Annotated in this window: 19 protein-coding genes and 1 other annotated feature (1 of these 20 cut by a window edge); of the genes, 7 read left to right on the top strand and 12 right to left on the bottom strand. The window is 34.7% G+C overall.

The features are described 5' to 3' along the window. Positions 1-27 precede the first annotated feature (27 nt). Complete coding sequence (locus ABH957_RS20760) at positions 28-312, bottom strand: hypothetical protein (protein ID WP_002015967.1); 285 nt, start codon at positions 310-312, stop codon at positions 28-30. 275 nt (positions 313-587) lie between these two features. Here ABH957_RS20760 and ABH957_RS20755 point away from each other — a divergent pair, with 275 nt between their 5' ends. Together ABH957_RS20755 and ABH957_RS20750 are read left to right on the top strand one after the other, a co-directional pair. Next, positions 588-1,481 (top strand): YitT family protein, encoded by an 894-nt coding sequence (locus ABH957_RS20755; protein ID WP_000530031.1) that lies wholly within the window; start codon positions 588-590, stop codon positions 1,479-1,481. Positions 1,482-1,823: 342 nt separating this feature from the next. Continuing rightward, positions 1,824-2,210 carry a DUF3938 domain-containing protein gene (locus ABH957_RS20750; RefSeq protein ID WP_002015968.1) on the top strand — a complete coding sequence of 129 codons (387 nt, stop codon included), beginning with the start codon at positions 1,824-1,826 and terminating at the stop codon, positions 2,208-2,210. 31 nt (positions 2,211-2,241) lie between these two features. Here the strand turns inward: ABH957_RS20750 and ABH957_RS20745 are convergent, their stop codons facing one another. From ABH957_RS20745 to ABH957_RS20700, 10 genes are all read right to left on the bottom strand, one after another. Further along, the gene (locus ABH957_RS20745) at positions 2,242-3,687 is read right to left on the bottom strand and encodes a sensor histidine kinase (RefSeq protein ID WP_404454903.1); all 1,446 of its coding nucleotides are present in this window, start codon (positions 3,685-3,687) and stop codon (positions 2,242-2,244) included. Then, complete coding sequence (locus ABH957_RS20740) at positions 3,687-4,376, bottom strand: response regulator transcription factor (protein WP_404454480.1); 690 nt, start codon at positions 4,374-4,376, stop codon at positions 3,687-3,689. The genes ABH957_RS20745 and ABH957_RS20740 overlap by 1 nt, the downstream gene beginning before the upstream one ends. A gap of 12 nt (positions 4,377-4,388) precedes the next feature. Next, positions 4,389-5,159, bottom strand: coding sequence for an ABC transporter permease (locus tag ABH957_RS20735; protein ID WP_404454483.1), 771 nt, complete (start codon positions 5,157-5,159; stop codon positions 4,389-4,391). 10 nt (positions 5,160-5,169) lie between these two features. Beyond that, positions 5,170-5,988 (bottom strand): ABC-2 transporter permease, encoded by an 819-nt coding sequence (locus ABH957_RS20730; protein WP_404454486.1) that lies wholly within the window; start codon positions 5,986-5,988, stop codon positions 5,170-5,172. After that, positions 5,985-6,713: an ABC transporter ATP-binding protein gene (locus ABH957_RS20725; RefSeq protein WP_404454489.1), complete on the bottom strand. Its 729-nt coding sequence runs from the start codon at positions 6,711-6,713 to the stop codon at positions 5,985-5,987. The genes ABH957_RS20730 and ABH957_RS20725 overlap by 4 nt, the downstream gene beginning before the upstream one ends. A gap of 187 nt (positions 6,714-6,900) precedes the next feature. Then, on the bottom strand, positions 6,901-7,041 hold the full coding sequence (locus tag ABH957_RS20720; protein WP_002034639.1) for a DUF3985 family protein: 141 nt from the start codon (positions 7,039-7,041) through the stop codon (positions 6,901-6,903). 96 nt (positions 7,042-7,137) lie between these two features. Then, on the bottom strand, positions 7,138-8,220 hold the full coding sequence (locus ABH957_RS20715) for a M50 family metallopeptidase (protein WP_404441960.1): 1,083 nt from the start codon (positions 8,218-8,220) through the stop codon (positions 7,138-7,140). Between the two features lie 13 nt (positions 8,221-8,233). Next, on the bottom strand, positions 8,234-8,941 hold the full coding sequence (locus tag ABH957_RS20710) for a DUF3169 family protein (protein ID WP_404454492.1): 708 nt from the start codon (positions 8,939-8,941) through the stop codon (positions 8,234-8,236). Further along, complete coding sequence (locus ABH957_RS20705; protein WP_404454495.1) at positions 8,925-9,146, bottom strand: helix-turn-helix transcriptional regulator; 222 nt, start codon at positions 9,144-9,146, stop codon at positions 8,925-8,927. The genes ABH957_RS20710 and ABH957_RS20705 overlap by 17 nt, the downstream gene beginning before the upstream one ends. 294 nt (positions 9,147-9,440) lie before the next feature. Further along, positions 9,441-10,055: a DedA family protein gene (locus ABH957_RS20700; protein ID WP_404454498.1), complete on the bottom strand. Its 615-nt coding sequence runs from the start codon at positions 10,053-10,055 to the stop codon at positions 9,441-9,443. Between the two features lie 414 nt (positions 10,056-10,469). On the opposite strand from ABH957_RS20700, the gene ABH957_RS20695 reads away from it, so the two are divergent. The 5 genes from ABH957_RS20695 (at position 10,470) to ABH957_RS20675 (ending at position 14,899) form a co-directional block, all read left to right on the top strand. Then, positions 10,470-10,913: a DUF3978 family protein gene (locus tag ABH957_RS20695; protein ID WP_404512139.1), complete on the top strand. Its 444-nt coding sequence runs from the start codon at positions 10,470-10,472 to the stop codon at positions 10,911-10,913. A gap of 30 nt (positions 10,914-10,943) precedes the next feature. Continuing rightward, on the top strand, positions 10,944-11,405 hold the full coding sequence (locus ABH957_RS20690) for a L,D-transpeptidase (protein WP_002015973.1): 462 nt from the start codon (positions 10,944-10,946) through the stop codon (positions 11,403-11,405). A 364-nt stretch (positions 11,406-11,769) separates the two neighbouring features. Then, a complete protein-coding gene (locus tag ABH957_RS20685; RefSeq protein ID WP_000148832.1) occupies positions 11,770-12,435 on the top strand; it encodes a response regulator transcription factor in 666 nt (221 codons plus the stop codon). Next, complete coding sequence (locus ABH957_RS20680; protein WP_404512137.1) at positions 12,413-13,858, top strand: sensor histidine kinase; 1,446 nt, start codon at positions 12,413-12,415, stop codon at positions 13,856-13,858. Before ABH957_RS20685 ends, ABH957_RS20680 begins: the two co-directional genes overlap by 23 nt. Before the next feature lie 138 nt (positions 13,859-13,996). Further along, entirely contained in the window at positions 13,997-14,899 is a 903-nt protein-coding gene (locus ABH957_RS20675; RefSeq protein ID WP_002015976.1) for an EamA family transporter, read from the top strand. Between the two features lie 194 nt (positions 14,900-15,093). Here the strand turns inward: ABH957_RS20675 and metG are convergent, their stop codons facing one another. Continuing rightward, positions 15,094-16,728 carry a methionine--tRNA ligase gene (gene metG / locus ABH957_RS20670; protein WP_404454506.1) on the bottom strand — a complete coding sequence of 545 codons (1,635 nt, stop codon included), beginning with the start codon at positions 16,726-16,728 and terminating at the stop codon, positions 15,094-15,096. Between the two features lie 50 nt (positions 16,729-16,778). Then, positions 16,779-16,938 (bottom strand) — a binding site (T-box leader) (it continues 111 nt past the right edge of the window).

Raw genomic sequence — 16,938 nt, 5'->3', positions numbered from 1 at the left:
TTCATTCCTCCAATGTTTCGTAATTAATTAGCGAAACATTGGTGTATACGGACCTACCTCGTCACTCTCTCCGCTCGATTCTTGTCTGCGGACAGAACGAATCATTCCATATTTATAAAAAATAGAAAATAGCGGTACATTTCTTGTACCCTCTTCACACGTATCTACTAGTTTAAAAGCTCTCTGTCTACCGCTCGATGCTTGCTGACGCACAAAGCGAGAAACGTTAGCAAGAAAAAAGACTTCTAATACACAAAGCGCTGTCGTTACAAACGATATATATAGAATTGCATCCTGCAATAAAAATTCCATCGCTTCACATCCTTAATAAAGTCATTTTAGCATATTCAGCAAACATTCTCTATTTCCTTTTGTTCTCAAAATTTTTTTTTGCATATTTTCTCAAAAAATTATACTAGAAAACCAATGTATTCGCTTTCTTTAGTATATTCACACATATCTTTGAATAGGTTTAATTTGTTAGAAATTTATAAAATTTTTGCATTATAATAAAACTATTGCCAGTTTTTGAAAAAAGCTTTATTCTCTTCTTGTAATCAAAAATGAATATGGAGATGAAACATACTATGGGTCAACTAGGAGACGCCGATTACGTTCCCGACACCGCCTTTTTATCCTTCCCAGCAGCTAAAACATTTCATTTAGAATTTATCATACAGTTAGTTGTTATTTTTATAGCTTCTATTTTGTATGCAATTTCTATGAATATGTTTTTTATCCCGCATAATATGATTAGCGGTGGATTCGCTGGTGTAGGGATGATTATCGGTTATTTAATGCACTACAATATCGGAGCACTTATCTTTTTACTAAACATTCCGCTTCTTATTTTAAGTCACTTTTACTTAGGAAAGAAGACAACCTTTTTAACGGCATACTTTGTGGCTGTATCATCTTTAGCGATGAACATTATCCCAGTACACCAAGTTTCAGACGATATTTTACTGTCTTCTGTATTCGGTGGTGTCATCTGCGGTGCTGCCTCAGGAATCATATTCCGATTTGCTTCTTCAACAGGTGGTTTTGATGTTGTTGGATTGATTGTAGCGAAACATCGCGATGTTTCAATTGGAGCAATCATCTTTGGATTCAACTTAATCTTACTTGTTGCAGCAGGATTTATTTTCGGATGGGATATTACGCTTTATACGTTAATTAGTCGGTTTGTAGTCAGCAAAGTAATTGATGCCGTGCATACAAAACATATTAAATTAACGATAATGACAATTACAGAAAAAGGTGAGGAAATAAAAAGCTCACTATTACATCACGGCATACGTGGCGTAACAATGGTAGATGCTGTCGGCGGCTATACAAACCATAAGAAAAAAATGATTTACACTGTCGTAACTCGCTACGAGTTGGGCGAAATGAAACGTATTATCCGCCAAGTGGATAATAAAGCATTTATGAACATTACTGAAACAGTTGAAATTGTCGGCCGTTTCAAACGTATATAAAAAAGCGCAAGGAACTACAATTCCTTGCGCTTTTTATTTTTTACACTTATTACAAAATCAGATAATTCTATTATTGTATCACTAAATGTGTTATAATAAAACTAGACTAACAAAAAAGAGTATATAGACTTGGAAGTTTCTCTTATTTTTATAAGCAAAAAGAAACGAGCAGTCGGGTATATTTCAGACACCATACACGTAACGGTTTAAAAAAAAACCGATCATCTTAGTTATTCTTCACTGATCTTTTTATAAAAGATACGTACAACTAAAATTCACTTCAATATACTATACCTACCTTTTTGACTTCCAAATCATCTTATTACATAAGGAGATGAACATATGAATCAATATATACGATACACACTAGCTGTCCTATTTGCCATCGTCGGCGGCGTGATCTGTTTCTGGACAAACACAGAGCTTGGAGAGAATATCATTTTTAATGGAATCGAAACCCTTGTAAGCGCTTCAATTTTAGGCGGATACATTTTCTTCCTCTTCAATCCAGAAGAAAATGCTCAAAAAACAATGTTATTAACAATGATCGGAATCGTTGGTGGATGTATTTCCTACTCAATGACAAACTATACATTACCACTTCAATTAAGCTCAGCTTTCTTCCATGGTCTATGGACTTGGTTTATCGCATTCTGCCTAGCAGACGTATTCAACCTATTACAAGACCACGAAGAAGAAAATGGTCAACAAATTGAAAGTAACTCTTAAGCTGGAAGATACTCTTCCAGCTTTTTTATTTTTACTGACTACTTTTGGATACCCCACCCGGAATTCGAAATGAAACATGTGCCCCACCTCGCACCTTGCTATTTTCTACCTGTATTATGCCGCCATGCTTCTCAACAATTGTCTTGGCAATATATAACCCGAGCCCAAAATGCTCCTTGCTTCCTGAACGCGACTGATCTCCCTGATAAAAACGCTGCAATACTTTCTTCAAATCCCCTTCTTGAAAACCAAGTCCTGAATCATATACATGAAACTCTATTGCGCCATGCCAAGCACATACTTTAACAAGCATCTTCCCTGACACCGGCGTAAACCGAACTGCATTCATCACGATATTATCCATTACTTGACTGATCCGCTCTTGATCAAATACTAAGTTTTGTACACCCTCATTATTTTCAAAGGTAACGTCCCACTCAATCTCTTTTTTCCTAGCTATACATTCATATTCTTCTAGTTTTTTAAGAAAGAATGGGGTTATATGCACTTTATTTAAACGTAATTGAAACGAGAAACTTTCTAACTCATTTACTGTTTGGAACTCCTCAAGAAGTTTTGTCATTCTGTTTGTATTTCGTTCAATCGTTTGTAAATACCGATGTAACAAGTCTTCATTTTTCCATAAGCCACTTTGCAAACCTTCTGTATGACCTTGTACAATCGTTAGCGGCGTTTTCAAATCATGAGAAATAGCTCTAATATATTCTCTTCTTTCTTCTTCTAACTCCCATTGCCGTGATAAACTTGTTGCTAATGCTGCGCGCATATTTTCAAACGAACCGACTAACTCACCAATTTCATTTTTCGCGTTGTATTCTAAATGAAAATCTAAATCCTGCTCTTGAATTCTTTTTGAAGCCTCTGATAATTCAGCGAGTGGTTTCTTTATTCTTTTTCCCATTCGGTTTGAAACAATATAAGATAAAATTGTAATGTATATAAAGGGCGAAGCTAAAAATAAGATTACAAACAAGGAGTCAACTGCCGAAGCAGTAGACATTGTCAAATGATAATTAAGTCCTATCGCTCCCCGTAGCTCCCCAGTCTTATCAACTAAAGGCAGATATGTCGTAACTTCAGTATCATCTTCTTCCTCATGAATATTCGTATTAATAACACTCAAAATTGGTCTCTCATTTGTTATTAACTTCTTTTTATATGTACCATAAGAAATATCTCCTTGCCTATTAACAATTTGATATTTAATTCCCTCTTTAGGGATAATTTTCTCTAATTCATTTCGCTCTTTTTCATTTAACAATAGGGCTCCTTTATCTTTTACATATTCTTTTATCATAGGAATTTTTTGTTCATAATAATTTGCAGGAAATACTTTTCCACTCTTCGTTAGCCAATACCAACCACTAGCTGCCGTTAAAACTGTCAGTATTAAACTACCAATTAAAACTATTAAAAAGCCAATTACTAGCTGTTGTTTAATCCTTAACCTTTGCATCAATTCTGTACACTCCACTTATATCCAATTCCCCACACAGTTTGAATATATGTATATTGTCTATCATATACACTAAGCTTTGTTCTAATTTTCTTTATATGCTCAACTACAGTAGAGACATCACTTTCACTATCATATCCCCAAATCTTTTCAAACATCTGCCCTTTCGTCAAAACTTGGCCAGCATGAAGTGCTAACATTTTCACAACTTCATACTCCTTTTTTGTAAAGTGAATTTTTTCTTTACCTAATAGTATTTCATAACTCTGCAAATCTATTACTAAATCGCCATAACGCAGTAAATTCTTTTGCCCCATCATTTGCAATTCTGTCGTACGGCGCAAATTAGCAACAATTCTAGCTTTCAACTCTTTTAAACTAAACGGCTTATTAATATAATCGTCTCCACCAATCAATAAACCTTCTATACGAGACCGTTCACTACTATCCGCACTTAAAAATAATATAGGGCATGCATAAGACTCTCTCATCTTCTCGCACACTTTAAATCCATTCATATCAGGCAACATAACATCTAAAATAATGAGATCCACGCTACTATCTAATTTTTTCAAAGCCTCTTCACCACTTAATGCACTTCTTACTTCATAGCCTTCCATGGCAAGACTGTCTTCAATAAATGTAAGAATATCTGGCTCATCGTCTACAAGTAGTATTTTGTCCGCCACAGTAAGTCCCTCCTAATTAAATACATCTTTTTTACACCAACTAAACATAGCCGCTATTGCACATCCTCCTAAAATTGTACCATTTATTAGGTAAAATATGACTTTCTCCTCACTTAATATTCTTAAAATTGATTCACTTCCCATTACAAAATAACTTATTTCTTCATTCACATACAAACCAGCTACTAGTAAACCAACTATCACAAAATATATAATGATAGCATTTTGAAACCAAAGGCTTACAAAGCTACTCAACATGATTAAAGCACTTGCGATAAACCATAATATTAAATAATATTTCACGGTATATAAAATAGAGGCACCCGTCCCATAAATGACTTGTTTATCCAAAAAGATCGTCTCCTCTGCATGCCTTATAAAAAATGTTCCATATATATAACTCTCAATCAATGCCAGTAACAAAAATAAACTTACGATACTCATTTGAGTCATCCATTTTGCCAATAATAATTCCCACCTACTTACCGGACGGATCATGACAAGACGATATGCGCCAGATGAAATTTCACTATTAAAGCTATCAATAAATAAGATTGGAAAAATTAATAAGAATAGAGTAAAATACCATTCTCTTGTAACTGCAACAGGAAAATTTAAATTACTTAAGATTGCTTCCGTCCCTTTTGTATCGTAAATAGCAACTCCAAAAGTATGAACCCATACACTGTGTAAAATAAGTAGCAGTACAAAAATAACAATTAATACTTTCGTCTTCTTTCTATCAAAAATCCGTTCAAATTCACTTATAAGTATTTGTCTCATTCTTCACACCTCACACAAAATTATCTTTTTTTCCTATCCAATAAACTGTTACAGCATTACAAATAACAATGTATATAAGTAAAATTACAGATCCAAAAAGAATCATTCTTGAACTACCAGATAAAGATATAGCAATTCCTTCATGTTGTAATTTAATTAAAGAAGAATAATTAATATAAAGAAAAGCCGGTGATTTCCCTATCACTAACGCCATGGCTGGGTATCCAAAAGAAAATATAATAAATCCCATACCAAGTAGTGTTGCACTTGTTGTCGATTTACTTACAACCGCTAGCATAATTAATATGCTAGCCATCGCTATTAAAGTAAGATAAGCAATTCCATAATAAGAAATACAGTATAAGAAAACGCCAAGTACATTCATTTTTTCCGTGAAATAAAACAAAAGAATACTTGGTTCATGCTCAAAGAAAATATAGCCAATACAATAACTACAAATAAAATAGACACCTATAAATAGCAAACTTACTGCTAATATCGTAATTATTTTCGCAATAAGAACCTCAGAATACGTGTATGACCTTTGTATTACCATCCGAATTTGACCGCTATGATACTCTTGAGCAAACACAAGGACAATCAAAACGAGTAAAACAAGATTACATATACTCATAAGCATTTCAGATAATGCAAGTACGGGGAATGAATTCGCATATGTATAATCAACTGCTGTCCTTTCTACCTCTTGATTATGTTTCAAATAGTACTTCGCAGCCCCAAGTAACATCACCGGTATCATCAAAAAACAAAGCCATGTTACTTTCTTTGCCCAAAGCCGTCCCCATTCAGAACGTACTAACATCGTCATGAGCTCATCATCTCCACGAAAATATCTTCTAATTCTTTATCACTTCCTTGTAACTCTTCCGTCGTTCCACGCCATATTAGTGACCCTTCTCGAATCATGACCCAGGAATTACACATAAGCTCCAACTCACGAATTAAATGACTAGAAATGAAAAAAGTAATTCCCTTCTCACGCTGTAAGTCGAGTACAATTTTACGAAGTTGCTTAATTCCAACTGGATCTAATCCATTAGACGGTTCATCCAAGATGATAAACTCTGGGTCCCCAAGAAGTGCCTGCGCAATTCCTAAACGCTGCTTCATTCCTAACGAATACGTACCAACTTTATCGTCAGCGCGATTTTCTAAACCGACGATTTCTAATACTTGCTGCACTTTTTTTTCAAGAACTTCTCCACCAGTATGTAACGTAATCCTACCTAGGTTGCGTAGATTTTTTCGCCCTGACATATAAGGAAAGAAAATTGGTGCTTCTACAATTGCACCTACATGCTGAAGAGCTTCTTTCCGATTTTTTTGTACGCTAATGCCATTAATTAAGATTTCCCCTTCATTCGGTCGAATTAACCCCATAATCGTTCGAATCAGAGTCGTCTTCCCTGAACCATTCGGCCCAACAAAACCACAAATTTCATTTTTATAAACAGAAAAAGACATGTGACTTAACAACGTTCTTCCCTTCACTCTTTTCGTCACATCTCTTACTTCTAAAACCTCTTTTTTCATTCTTATCGCCTCCTTGCTACTAGAATAGACGGTAAAAATAAACATTTTATAAACAAATAAAAAGAAGTTACCCCCACGGCAACTTCTTTTCCATATACCCCATCCGGTACTTACCGGAATATATCAACGATTTTTTCATTATATCGATTCAACGACATCCTTCGATAACCAAAACGCACAACATACCCTATCCCCCAAGCAGCTTACTGCCGAACTCTACAATTAAAAAGATAATTAATAGGACTGCGAGTATTTTTACTGCTACATATGCCACTTTAAAAATTACATAAATGAGTAAGACTAGCAAAATAATCGCTAAAATTTCCATATATAACTCCTCCAAACTTTGCTCTTCTTAACTCATTTTACTCGCCCCGAACTTTTTATGGAACGGCATAAGATTACATATAGAAAAGAGGATACCTCACCCATCGTAAGATACCCTCTCCTTCAACTGCTCGAACCACTCTCTATCCAATTGTAAATATCCTATTTCACTCTTCTCAGCGCTCTTCAATTCTTTATCCGCTTTCTTCATATAAATATGGCATGCTTCCATATCTTGCTCTAAATATTTGATAACTCCTTGTGCACGGTAATACCCATGTAAGTCCAGCATTGTAATTGCCTTCGCATGATTCTTCGCTTCTTGCAAGTAAAGATTTTCCTGCTGATAAAGTACTCTATATAAAAGATACCAACTATGAAAACTACCAACAAAATATTTATTTTCTTTTGTCACAGGTAACTGCACAATTTTCTCTAAATGCACTATCGCTTTTTCCATTCCCTCTTGATCAGCTCGGGCATAAAATACGAGCATAAGTCCGCTCATTATTTCTCTTATACTTTTATCCTCTTTTATTTTTTCTTCACTAATTTCTACTAATCTCTCATCCCAATCTTTCGGCCGTTTGTAGCTTAATAATTCACCCGATACTTGAATATTATATAAATGCCCTCTAGCCCTTTCATCATCTTTAATTAAAATGAGAAATTGCATGCCATCGCTCAGGAATGTTCCTTTTATCGGCACTATTGTAACGGCAAAAATCGTAAAGTGTAAAACGGAAAAATATAAAAGATATTGATAATAACTAACCATGTATATGTAACCTGAAGTAATACCGAATAGTACACTTGTAATCGGTCCACCTAAAGTCATCCACGCCCATTTTTTTGAGAGGTTCGGTGTGTGTGTGGAAGGCGGCACTAACATTGCAACGCCACCTACATACATCCATATTTTATTTTCTCGAATTCGTATTTTCCCTTTTTCTTTTTGAACAGTAATAGGTCCTACTGTCATAAACTTAAATTTCAAACCGCACATCAAACCGAATATTACATGCCCTAATTCATGAATAGCTAACACAAGCAATGCAATCCCGAAAAAGGCCCATATTTCTATAATTTGCTGTACTTTTTCTATTCGAATGAATCCGTATAAGGCGGAGCAAACGAAAGCAACGAACATTGAAAAAGCAGGTCTTCTTAAAATGTCCACCGTTTTTCTCCCCTTAATAAATCATTTTTTTATGCATTTCGTACATATATGTTCCAACATGTAATACCCAAACGAACGAAATCATAATGACCATAAAGAAGTCTTTTCCATCTAAAATTGCATACGCAATCGCCGCCAACCACGCACAAGTAAGTGTCATGTTTGTATATTGATATGCCTTATATCCCGCTTCATGAACAATTTGCTTTTGCCCTTCATCTGCATTCTTTGCCCACATTTCCATTGACTGAGAATACGTAACACTCTGTTCTGGATATAGAGCGTTATATCTTTTCCTCATTACAGATCCTAACCAAGTTATAGCAATAAAGCACACTGTAGATACGACAATACTTACACTAACAAAGAGCAAGTTCCCCTCACTTGTATACGTTCTATAAAAAGTGATAACTGAACAAACAAACCATGATGGAATAATAATTTCCATTACTCGAAAATAAATAAGCGCTATCCCTAATCTTCGTCCCTTAACATTTTCTTCTTCATCTTTCGTTTGTGCGAGCGCTCTTGTACGCTTCCAAATATAATATATAATCGCTACGCCAAATACACTCATCATAGCAATGCTAATAACAGGAGGTATTTTGCTAGTACCCTCTGTTGCAATATCCCCTACTACATACCCTATAAACCCACCAAAAATTGCTCCTACTAACAACTTCAATATAGCCGTCATTTTCCCCTTACCCTTCATCTCCATCTTCCCCCTCCACTAACATAAATATCTCCTCCACCGGCACTCCAAAAATTTGTGCGATTTTTAGCGATAACACAATAGATGGTGCATAATCCCCGCGCTCAATTAAACTAATGGTTTGCCGTGATGAGCCGATTGCTTTACCTAAATCCCCTTGTGATACACGATGCTTTGCTCTAAGTTCCCTCACTCGATTTTGAAGCTTCATGTTTTACCTCTTTTTCATTTATTTAATTAAAATTGTAAATAATATCCTTATCTTTGTCAATTATAATTGTCATTTTGACTTATATACATGTCAAAAATAAATCTATATTCTCCTAAATATATAACTTAGATAATAGATTTTAATAATCACATACGGAAAAAAAATAGGAACGTATTATATACCAGCCACCGGTGACGGTATCGATGGAAAAATAAAAGCAAACTGGAAAATACAATAAAAAAGGCAGTGCTTTTGCACTGCCTCCCTAAAATCTGACATAGAATGGATTCCATATTAACTTGCGTTTTGTAAAAATACTCGTTTTAGTTGTTTGCGGAAACGAATGCTTAACGTAATTGCTACAATGACCATCGCTCCGAAAATGATTTTGCCGATATGATCTCCCAGTAATCCGAAAATATCATGTAAGTTACCACCTAACCAGTAGCCACCGATTAAGAAGAACGATACCCAGAATAAAGCACCTGAATAAATTGTAATCGCAAAGCGGCGAAACGGTAAGTTAATGATACCTGCAAAGTATCCTGTAAAATGACGTACACCAGGAATGAAGAAGCCAATAAAGATAAGGAAATATCCGTATTTATCGAACCACATTCTCGTTAAATCAATTTTTCTTTGTGTTAAAAATACGTACTTCCCGTATTTTTGAACAAAAGGCATACCAAGCTTATTTCCTAAAAAGTATTGGATTGTCATTCCTACACTTGTCCCAATAAAGGATAGGATAATTAAAATAGGTAAACTTAGATCACCCTTCTGTGCTAAAAACCCCGCATATGCTAATGTTGGCTCTCCCGGAAACGGAAGTGCAATATATTCTAACAGCAAGCCTACAAGTACTACATAATACCCATATTGCTGAAATAATTCATGAACCCATTCCATGTCATCTCCCCTTTCATTCACGTACAACTTGTTACTATTATTGTATAAAAAAATTGTCGAAATAACTATCACAATAGCTTACATTTTTATTACATTTTTGTAAGGCTCATTCTAAAGTTTTTTGTTCTCTATTTACTTATATCTATTAGCATTTAAAAACAAGCTAACAACTATATATCACGCGAAGGAAATCCATTAATATACATTTTTCATCCAGTTTTTAACTCTCGAAAACCACCTTATTTTGTTCTCTATAAAAAACCACCACAAACTCATATGAACTTCATATTAGCTTCATATACGTATTGTAAGATTATATCGGAATTTGTTGAAAAATTTAGCTAATATATGACTAAACATTAAACTGAATAAATATAAGTCGCTTTTCGAAATTGAAAAAAGGGTGAATAAGAAATGGAAGCTTATAAAATGCAAGATTTTATTAATACGAATGTTGAATCTCATCAAAATGAAACCGTTTTTAATTTACAAATATGTGAAACAAATGAATTTGACGTAAGTTTAACAAAATCTACAACGCTGTCTTTTATCGTTTCAAAAAAGAACATTAAGATCGTCATGAGAAAATGGGTTAATTCAAATCAAGAAAGCATGATTGGCAAAAGCTACATCATTCCAACGAAAGCTTTTCACTATTTCTTACCGATTATTTCTGAAACTGAAGATGAACTAAATATTCGAGTTCAAGGTTTTGGACTACATGGTGAGCTGTTATTAAATGAAAGATTACTTATTGATAAAAACAACAAATGTAATACAAAGATTACTACCTTCTTTGAAACATTAGATGAAAATGTCAATCAAGCATTACGAGGATTACAAATTCATTGTATGTAAGACTACTACAATAAGTAAAAGGAGAATATAATGAAAAAACTATTATTAAGTGCGCTATTATCATTAGGATTTTTAACTCTTCCATTCACTACTGCAGAAGCAGCTACGACGAAGGATCAGCTTATCGTAAACACAAAAATAAATAAAATGGATTATTATCAAGATGGAAAATTCATAAAAAGTTTCACTGTCGCTACTGGAAAAGCAGCAACACCAACACCTAAGGGTACTTTTCAAATCGTAAATAAAATTAAAAACCGTCCTTACTATACAGGAAAAATTAAAGGCGGCGATCCACGTAATCCACTTGGGGACCGCTGGCTCGGATTAAATATGGCAGGAACTTACGGAACAACGTATGCGATTCATGGAACTAACAATAATCAAGCAATCGGGAAAGCAACAACACTTGGTTGTATTCGTATGTTTAACAATGATATTCACTGGTTATTTGAGCGCGTTCAGCAGCAAGCTACTGTCACTGTAAATTAGCCTAAGAACAAGATTTATGTGTAGCCAAGAATTTTATGTCTTGGCTTATTTTATTTATTCATTTACAGTAGCAAAATAACTGTATTTACATATATAATAAAAATAGATTGCATTCAACATCATCGTAACATTGATAAACATGGATATTAAAATTATACAGTTATAATATTTTATAAATTTTACAATACATACTATAATAGAACTACTGTAATTCTGAACTATTCAGTGACACTAAACAATCCCCCTTGCTACTTTCATTACTATTTTATAGCGGGGGCTTATTATATGTATAAACAATCTGAGTCATCCCAAAAATGATGAATTCGAATATTGCAGTAAAAAGCGTTATTTAGGAGGTGTTACTATGACGCATATACTGGTGATTGAAGACAACCCAGATATACAAGAACTTATTCGTGAATTTCTAATGGCACAAAACTTTACTGTTGATGTAGTTGGTGCTGGAACAGAAGGCATTCTTCTTTTCCAAAAAAATTCATACGATCTTGTCCTCCTCGATGTAATGTTACCAGATATAGATGGCTATAGTATTTGTAAAATTATGCGAGGACAATCTGATGTACCAATCATTATGTTAACAGGCTTACATAATGAAGAAAGTGAAATTAAAGGATTTGAGTTAGGTATTGATGACTATATTACAAAACCGTTCCATTACACCGTATTTATAAAACGTGTAGAAGCTGTATTAAGAAGGGCAGCAACAAAGGAAGCAGAAGCTGCAACTATACTACAATTCCATGAATTGATGTTAAATTCTACAGCATATGCCGCTTATGTTCATGGTAATCAAATTGAATTGACTACAAAAGAATTTGAAATTATATATACTTTACTGCAAAATCGGGGAAAAGTACTATCAAGAAGTGATTTGTTGAATAAGGTATGGGGCTATGAACATTATGGTGATGTGAGGGTTATAGATACACATATTAAAAACTTACGAAAAAAATTAGAAATTCCTTATATTAAAACGGTGAAAGGCATTGGCTACAAAATCGAATCGTAGCAAAGACAACATCACCAAAAATATATTCATCAAAACCCTATTGTTTTGTGTTCTTTTATCAATTTGTCTTTATCAAATCATTTATTTTCTAGCCTCAAATTACGATAAAGATCGTTTGAAAGCTTCTGGAACGCAAACTGCGGAACAAGCGGAATCAGACAAACAAAACGACCAAATTAAAACAAAGCAAAATAAAGCTGTGTCAGAGAGTAGCATCTCTAATTTTCAATCTTCTCAATTAGACATGAAAACACTCTCTACAGCCATCAATCATCTTTTGCAGCCTAGCCAAACTGCAAAAGCAAAAGCAAAAGAACATGCACAAAATATTCCGGGGAAAAGTAACACAACGTCTTCACTTACAGAAGCGGGAAAGCAAGTTACTAACAATGATGCCTTACATACACAAAATGCAGCAAGTAAAGCAAATGATACACATGATAATCCAAAGTTAACAGATGTGTTGCAGCAGTTAGCTCCACATATTGGGGCGACAATGCTTGCATTATCTCTGCTTGGATCTTTAATCTATGCAAAAATAATCGCCAAACCTTTCCGATATATGAGCGATGCTTTAAAAGATATTATGAATCTTGATTTCTCAGATAAAAAGCTACTTAACAAAAATACAGATCAAACAGATTTTAATTTGCAAGTAGCTGCCTCACAAGTACCTACTATTGTGAAAAATTTACATGAAAGCAATCAAGATTTAAGAAATGAACTCAAGAAGGAACAACAGTTAGAACAATCTCGTAAAGAATTTATGTCTATGATATCCCATGAATTAAAAACACCAATCGCAGCCGTTATGGGACAACTCGATGGCATGATTCACGGAATCGGCGCTTATAAAGATAGAGATAAATATTTAAAACGTTCATATGAGATGATGCAAGATATTAACATATTAACGGAAAAAGTGTCAGAATTATCCAAAATACAAAACCCTCAATTTAAACCAAATTTAAAAGTTATCTCATTAACTAATATTATTGAGGACGTTATAAAGAAAGTAGATTATTTTGTATCTGTAAAACAATTAAATGTTCAATCTAACATTAAACAAGATGTACAAATTTTAGCTGATCCTAAATTTATGCAAACTGCTATTTTTAACATTATTTCAAATGCAATTCATTATACAATTGACCATCAGCATGTATATATAAAACTTTATGAAAAGCCAAACGGTTACGCATTAGAAGTATTAAATACAGGTTCTCAAATTGATGAAGATAAACTTGCCCATTTATTTGAACCATTCTATCGCGCAAATCCTGACAAACATGGCTTAGTACAAGGTAGTGGTCTTGGGTTATATATTGTAAAACAAATATTAGATAAACATCAGTTTCCTTATGGAATACAAAACACACCTCAAGGTGTAAAATGCTCCATTGTATTCCCAAAAGCAATGTAAAACCTACTCTAATTTCATACCCCAAATTCATACTTCGTATGAATGGCGGAATTTTGTAGAGTATCTAACTCTGTTTCGTTCGCCCGTTATCCTTATTTGGATAGCGGGCGTTTTTTATTATTTAAAAGGAGGATTTTTATGGAGAAGTTTAAGTATTCATTACTAGTTTTATTCGGCGCTTGTAGCTACGGCGTACTTTCAACTATTTTTAAACTCGGATTCATCGACGGATTTTCCGCACACCAACTACTAGGAGGGCAATATGTCTTCGGATGGATTGGACTACTTTTACTCGTTCTGTTCTTTTCACGTCATAAAGTATCAAAAAAACAATTCTTTTCGTTACTAACAGTCGGCACAACAATGAGTATGACAGGTATTTTCTATGCTATTTCCGTAGAAGAATTGCCAGCCTCTATCGCTGTCGTTTTACTCTTTCAGTTCACTTGGATTGGTGTAGTCATCGAAGCGATTGCCAACCGGACATTCCCAAGCCGTGAGAAAGTTATATCTATTATTATTTTATTTACTGGTACATTGTTTGCTGGTGGAGTATTTGAAGGTCTTGGACAAAACTTTTCTACGAAAGGTATTATTTTCGGACTATTAGCTGCCGTCTCTTTCTCATTCTATGTATTTGTAAGCGGGCGCGTTGCTACAGATGTTCCGCCTTATACGAAAAGCTTTCTTATGACAACGAGTGCTACTCTTATTGTATGCTTATTTTTCCCGCCTACCTTTTTAACGGACGGCGCTTTACAAGCAGGCCTATGGAAATATGCTTTCTTCCTTGGACTGTTCGGGGTTATTATACCTGTCATTTGTTTTTCAATTGGGGTACCAAAAGTCGGAACGGGACTTGGTACAATATTAGGTGCAGCTGAATTACCAACAGCAATTATCGCTTCTATTACACTTGTTCATGAAGTTGTATCGCCAATGCAGTGGATTGGGATTGTGGTTATATTACTCGGTATTTTCACACCACAACTACTTACTGCTAGGAAAGAAAAAAAACATAATCGTGTTCATAGTGCGTGACAACATCAACTTGTATATAAATGTGAATAAAGTTACGATATGTTAAACTTTATTACTACCTTTAAAATAACATATGATATTGCGGCTATTATTCTCGTAATCCTTGCTGTGCTTTTCTTTTGAAAGATAAGAAAGAGGGTTATACAGCATAGGAAAAGACCTTTCATTTATTTGAAAGGTCTTTTCCTTATATTTCACTTTACCGCTCCATATAACTTCTCTACCTCATGTTCAATTTGTTTTACATCGATTCGCTCAAATAATGGCTGCACATTATCAATTCGGTTTGGCAACGTATTTTGAGGTTCCCAATTTACTTTAACACTCGATAATGTATTTCTAACTCTTTCACTTGAAAACGGTAAAAATGGTTCAAGCAGTTGTGCAAAGTTTGCTATTAGGTAAACACAATTATAAATTGTTTCCTCACATGAAACTGGGTCGTCTTCTCTTTGTTTCCAAGGCTGCTTTTCATCAAAGTATTTATTTGCAAAGCGTACTGCATCAAATATTGTTTCTAGTGCCACCTTAAATTTAGTTTGTTCAATCGCCTCTCCTACACTTTTATATAATCCTTCTACTTTATCTTTCAGCTCTACATCAATACTTCCCTTCGGTACAGTACCACCATAATATTTTTCAATAAACTTTAATGTCCGGTTCACAAAGTTCCCGTATGCACCTAACAATTCACTATTATGACTGTAAATGAATTCACGCCATGAAAAATCAGTATCACGATTTTCTGGTGCGTTAACTGTTAAAAAGTAACGAATAGAATCGGGATTGTAGCGTTCTAATATGTCAGGCACCCATACTGCCCAGTTTTTACTTGTCGATAATTTTCTTTTTTCTACTGTTAAATACTCATTCGAAACGATATGACGCGGGATCGCTTCTTCTCCTATTCCAAGTAATACCGCTGGCCAAATGATTGAATGAAACGGAATATTATCCTTACCATGTACATAATATGTTTTCGCTTCTTTATCCCAAAACTCTTGATCATCTTTCCCTGTTTCTTCAGCCCAATTTTTACTCGCCGAATAATATCCTGTCACTGCTTCAATCCATACGTAAATTTTCTTATCTTCATATCCTGCCACTGGAATTGGTACCCCAATTGGTAAATCACGTGACACTGCCCTATCTTGTAATCCTTCCTTTAAATATCTCTCTGTTAATTGAATTGCATTGTCGCGCCATGTTCCTTTCTGCTTTGCAATTTCTACGGCCTCTTTAATTTGTTGCTGAAATTTATGCAATGCAAAATAGAAATGCTCTGTTTCCTGTACTGATGGCGTACTACCACATAACTTACATTTCTTTTCTAACAAATCGAGTGGATCTAAAATAGCGGAACAAGCATCGCATTGATCGCCCCTTGCTGCTTCATGACAATGCGGACAAATACCTTCTACATATCGATCCGGTAAAAATTGCGTACACGTTTCGCAATAAGCTTGTTCAACTACTTTTTTATAAATATAACCTTCTTCTAATAGTCGCAAAAAGACTTTTTGAACAGTTTCATGATGATGCTCGCTATCTGTACGTGTATAGCAATCATAAGTAAAACCAAGGCTACGAAAACATCGCTCAAACTCTTCGTGATACTTATCAGCAATTTCTTTCACCATCACACCGTCTTGCTTTGCTCTAATTGTAATCGGTGTTCCATTACAATCACTTCCTGAAACATACAACACATGCTCACCTTTTGCCCTGTAATAACGTGCTAAAATATCTCCTGGTAACAAACTAGCAATGTGTCCAAGGTGTAACGAACCATTTGCATACGGCCAAGCGCCTCCAATAAAAATACTCATCTTATATTCCTCCTTTAAAATATAAAAAGCCCCGCCCTTATCTTAAAAAAGATAAGGGCGGGGCTGTATAAACAGTCGCGGTACCACCTTATTTCGTCAGTCATTCGCATAACTAACCTTAACAAGTACGGAGCTATATGCTCTTATACTGTGGTTTTGATAACGAGTACCAACTCTCGTCGCCGCCTACTATTATCATTTGATAAGTTC

This window comes from Bacillus sp. RC242, assembly GCF_044908245.1.
Taxonomy (GTDB): domain Bacteria; phylum Bacillota; class Bacilli; order Bacillales; family Bacillaceae_G; genus Bacillus_A; species Bacillus_A mycoides.
Note: the sequence above shows the minus strand (reverse complement) of the source record. Positions and strands in the feature narration are given on the sequence as shown.

What these genes read in the sequence shown, in the direction of transcription:
- ABH957_RS20695 (WP_404512139.1), top strand. Translation starts at nt 10,470, where the DNA reads ATGGAAGCTTATAAAATGCAAGATTTTATTAATACGAATGTTGAATCT.
- ABH957_RS20750 (WP_002015968.1), top strand. Translation starts at nt 1,824, where the DNA reads ATGAATCAATATATACGATACACACTAGCTGTCCTATTTGCCATCGTC.
- ABH957_RS20760 (WP_002015967.1), bottom strand. Translation starts at nt 312, where the DNA reads ATGGAATTTTTATTGCAGGATGCAATTCTATATATATCGTTTGTAACG.
- metG (WP_404454506.1), bottom strand. Translation starts at nt 16,728, where the DNA reads ATGAGTATTTTTATTGGAGGCGCTTGGCCGTATGCAAATGGTTCGTTA.
- ABH957_RS20700 (WP_404454498.1), bottom strand. Translation starts at nt 10,055, where the DNA reads ATGGAATGGGTTCATGAATTATTTCAGCAATATGGGTATTATGTAGTA.
- ABH957_RS20685 (WP_000148832.1), top strand. Translation starts at nt 11,770, where the DNA reads ATGACGCATATACTGGTGATTGAAGACAACCCAGATATACAAGAACTT.
- ABH957_RS20720 (WP_002034639.1), bottom strand. Translation starts at nt 7,041, where the DNA reads ATGGAAATTTTAGCGATTATTTTGCTAGTCTTACTCATTTATGTAATT.
- ABH957_RS20710 (WP_404454492.1), bottom strand. Translation starts at nt 8,941, where the DNA reads ATGGAGATGAAGGGTAAGGGGAAAATGACGGCTATATTGAAGTTGTTA.
- ABH957_RS20690 (WP_002015973.1), top strand. Translation starts at nt 10,944, where the DNA reads ATGAAAAAACTATTATTAAGTGCGCTATTATCATTAGGATTTTTAACT.
- ABH957_RS20755 (WP_000530031.1), top strand. Translation starts at nt 588, where the DNA reads ATGGGTCAACTAGGAGACGCCGATTACGTTCCCGACACCGCCTTTTTA.
- ABH957_RS20675 (WP_002015976.1), top strand. Translation starts at nt 13,997, where the DNA reads ATGGAGAAGTTTAAGTATTCATTACTAGTTTTATTCGGCGCTTGTAGC.
- ABH957_RS20725 (WP_404454489.1), bottom strand. Translation starts at nt 6,713, where the DNA reads ATGAAAAAAGAGGTTTTAGAAGTAAGAGATGTGACGAAAAGAGTGAAG.
- ABH957_RS20735 (WP_404454483.1), bottom strand. Translation starts at nt 5,159, where the DNA reads ATGAGACAAATACTTATAAGTGAATTTGAACGGATTTTTGATAGAAAG.
- ABH957_RS20705 (WP_404454495.1), bottom strand. Translation starts at nt 9,146, where the DNA reads ATGAAGCTTCAAAATCGAGTGAGGGAACTTAGAGCAAAGCATCGTGTA.
- ABH957_RS20730 (WP_404454486.1), bottom strand. Translation starts at nt 5,988, where the DNA reads ATGACGATGTTAGTACGTTCTGAATGGGGACGGCTTTGGGCAAAGAAA.
- ABH957_RS20745 (WP_404454903.1), bottom strand. Translation starts at nt 3,687, where the DNA reads ATGCAAAGGTTAAGGATTAAACAACAGCTAGTAATTGGCTTTTTAATA.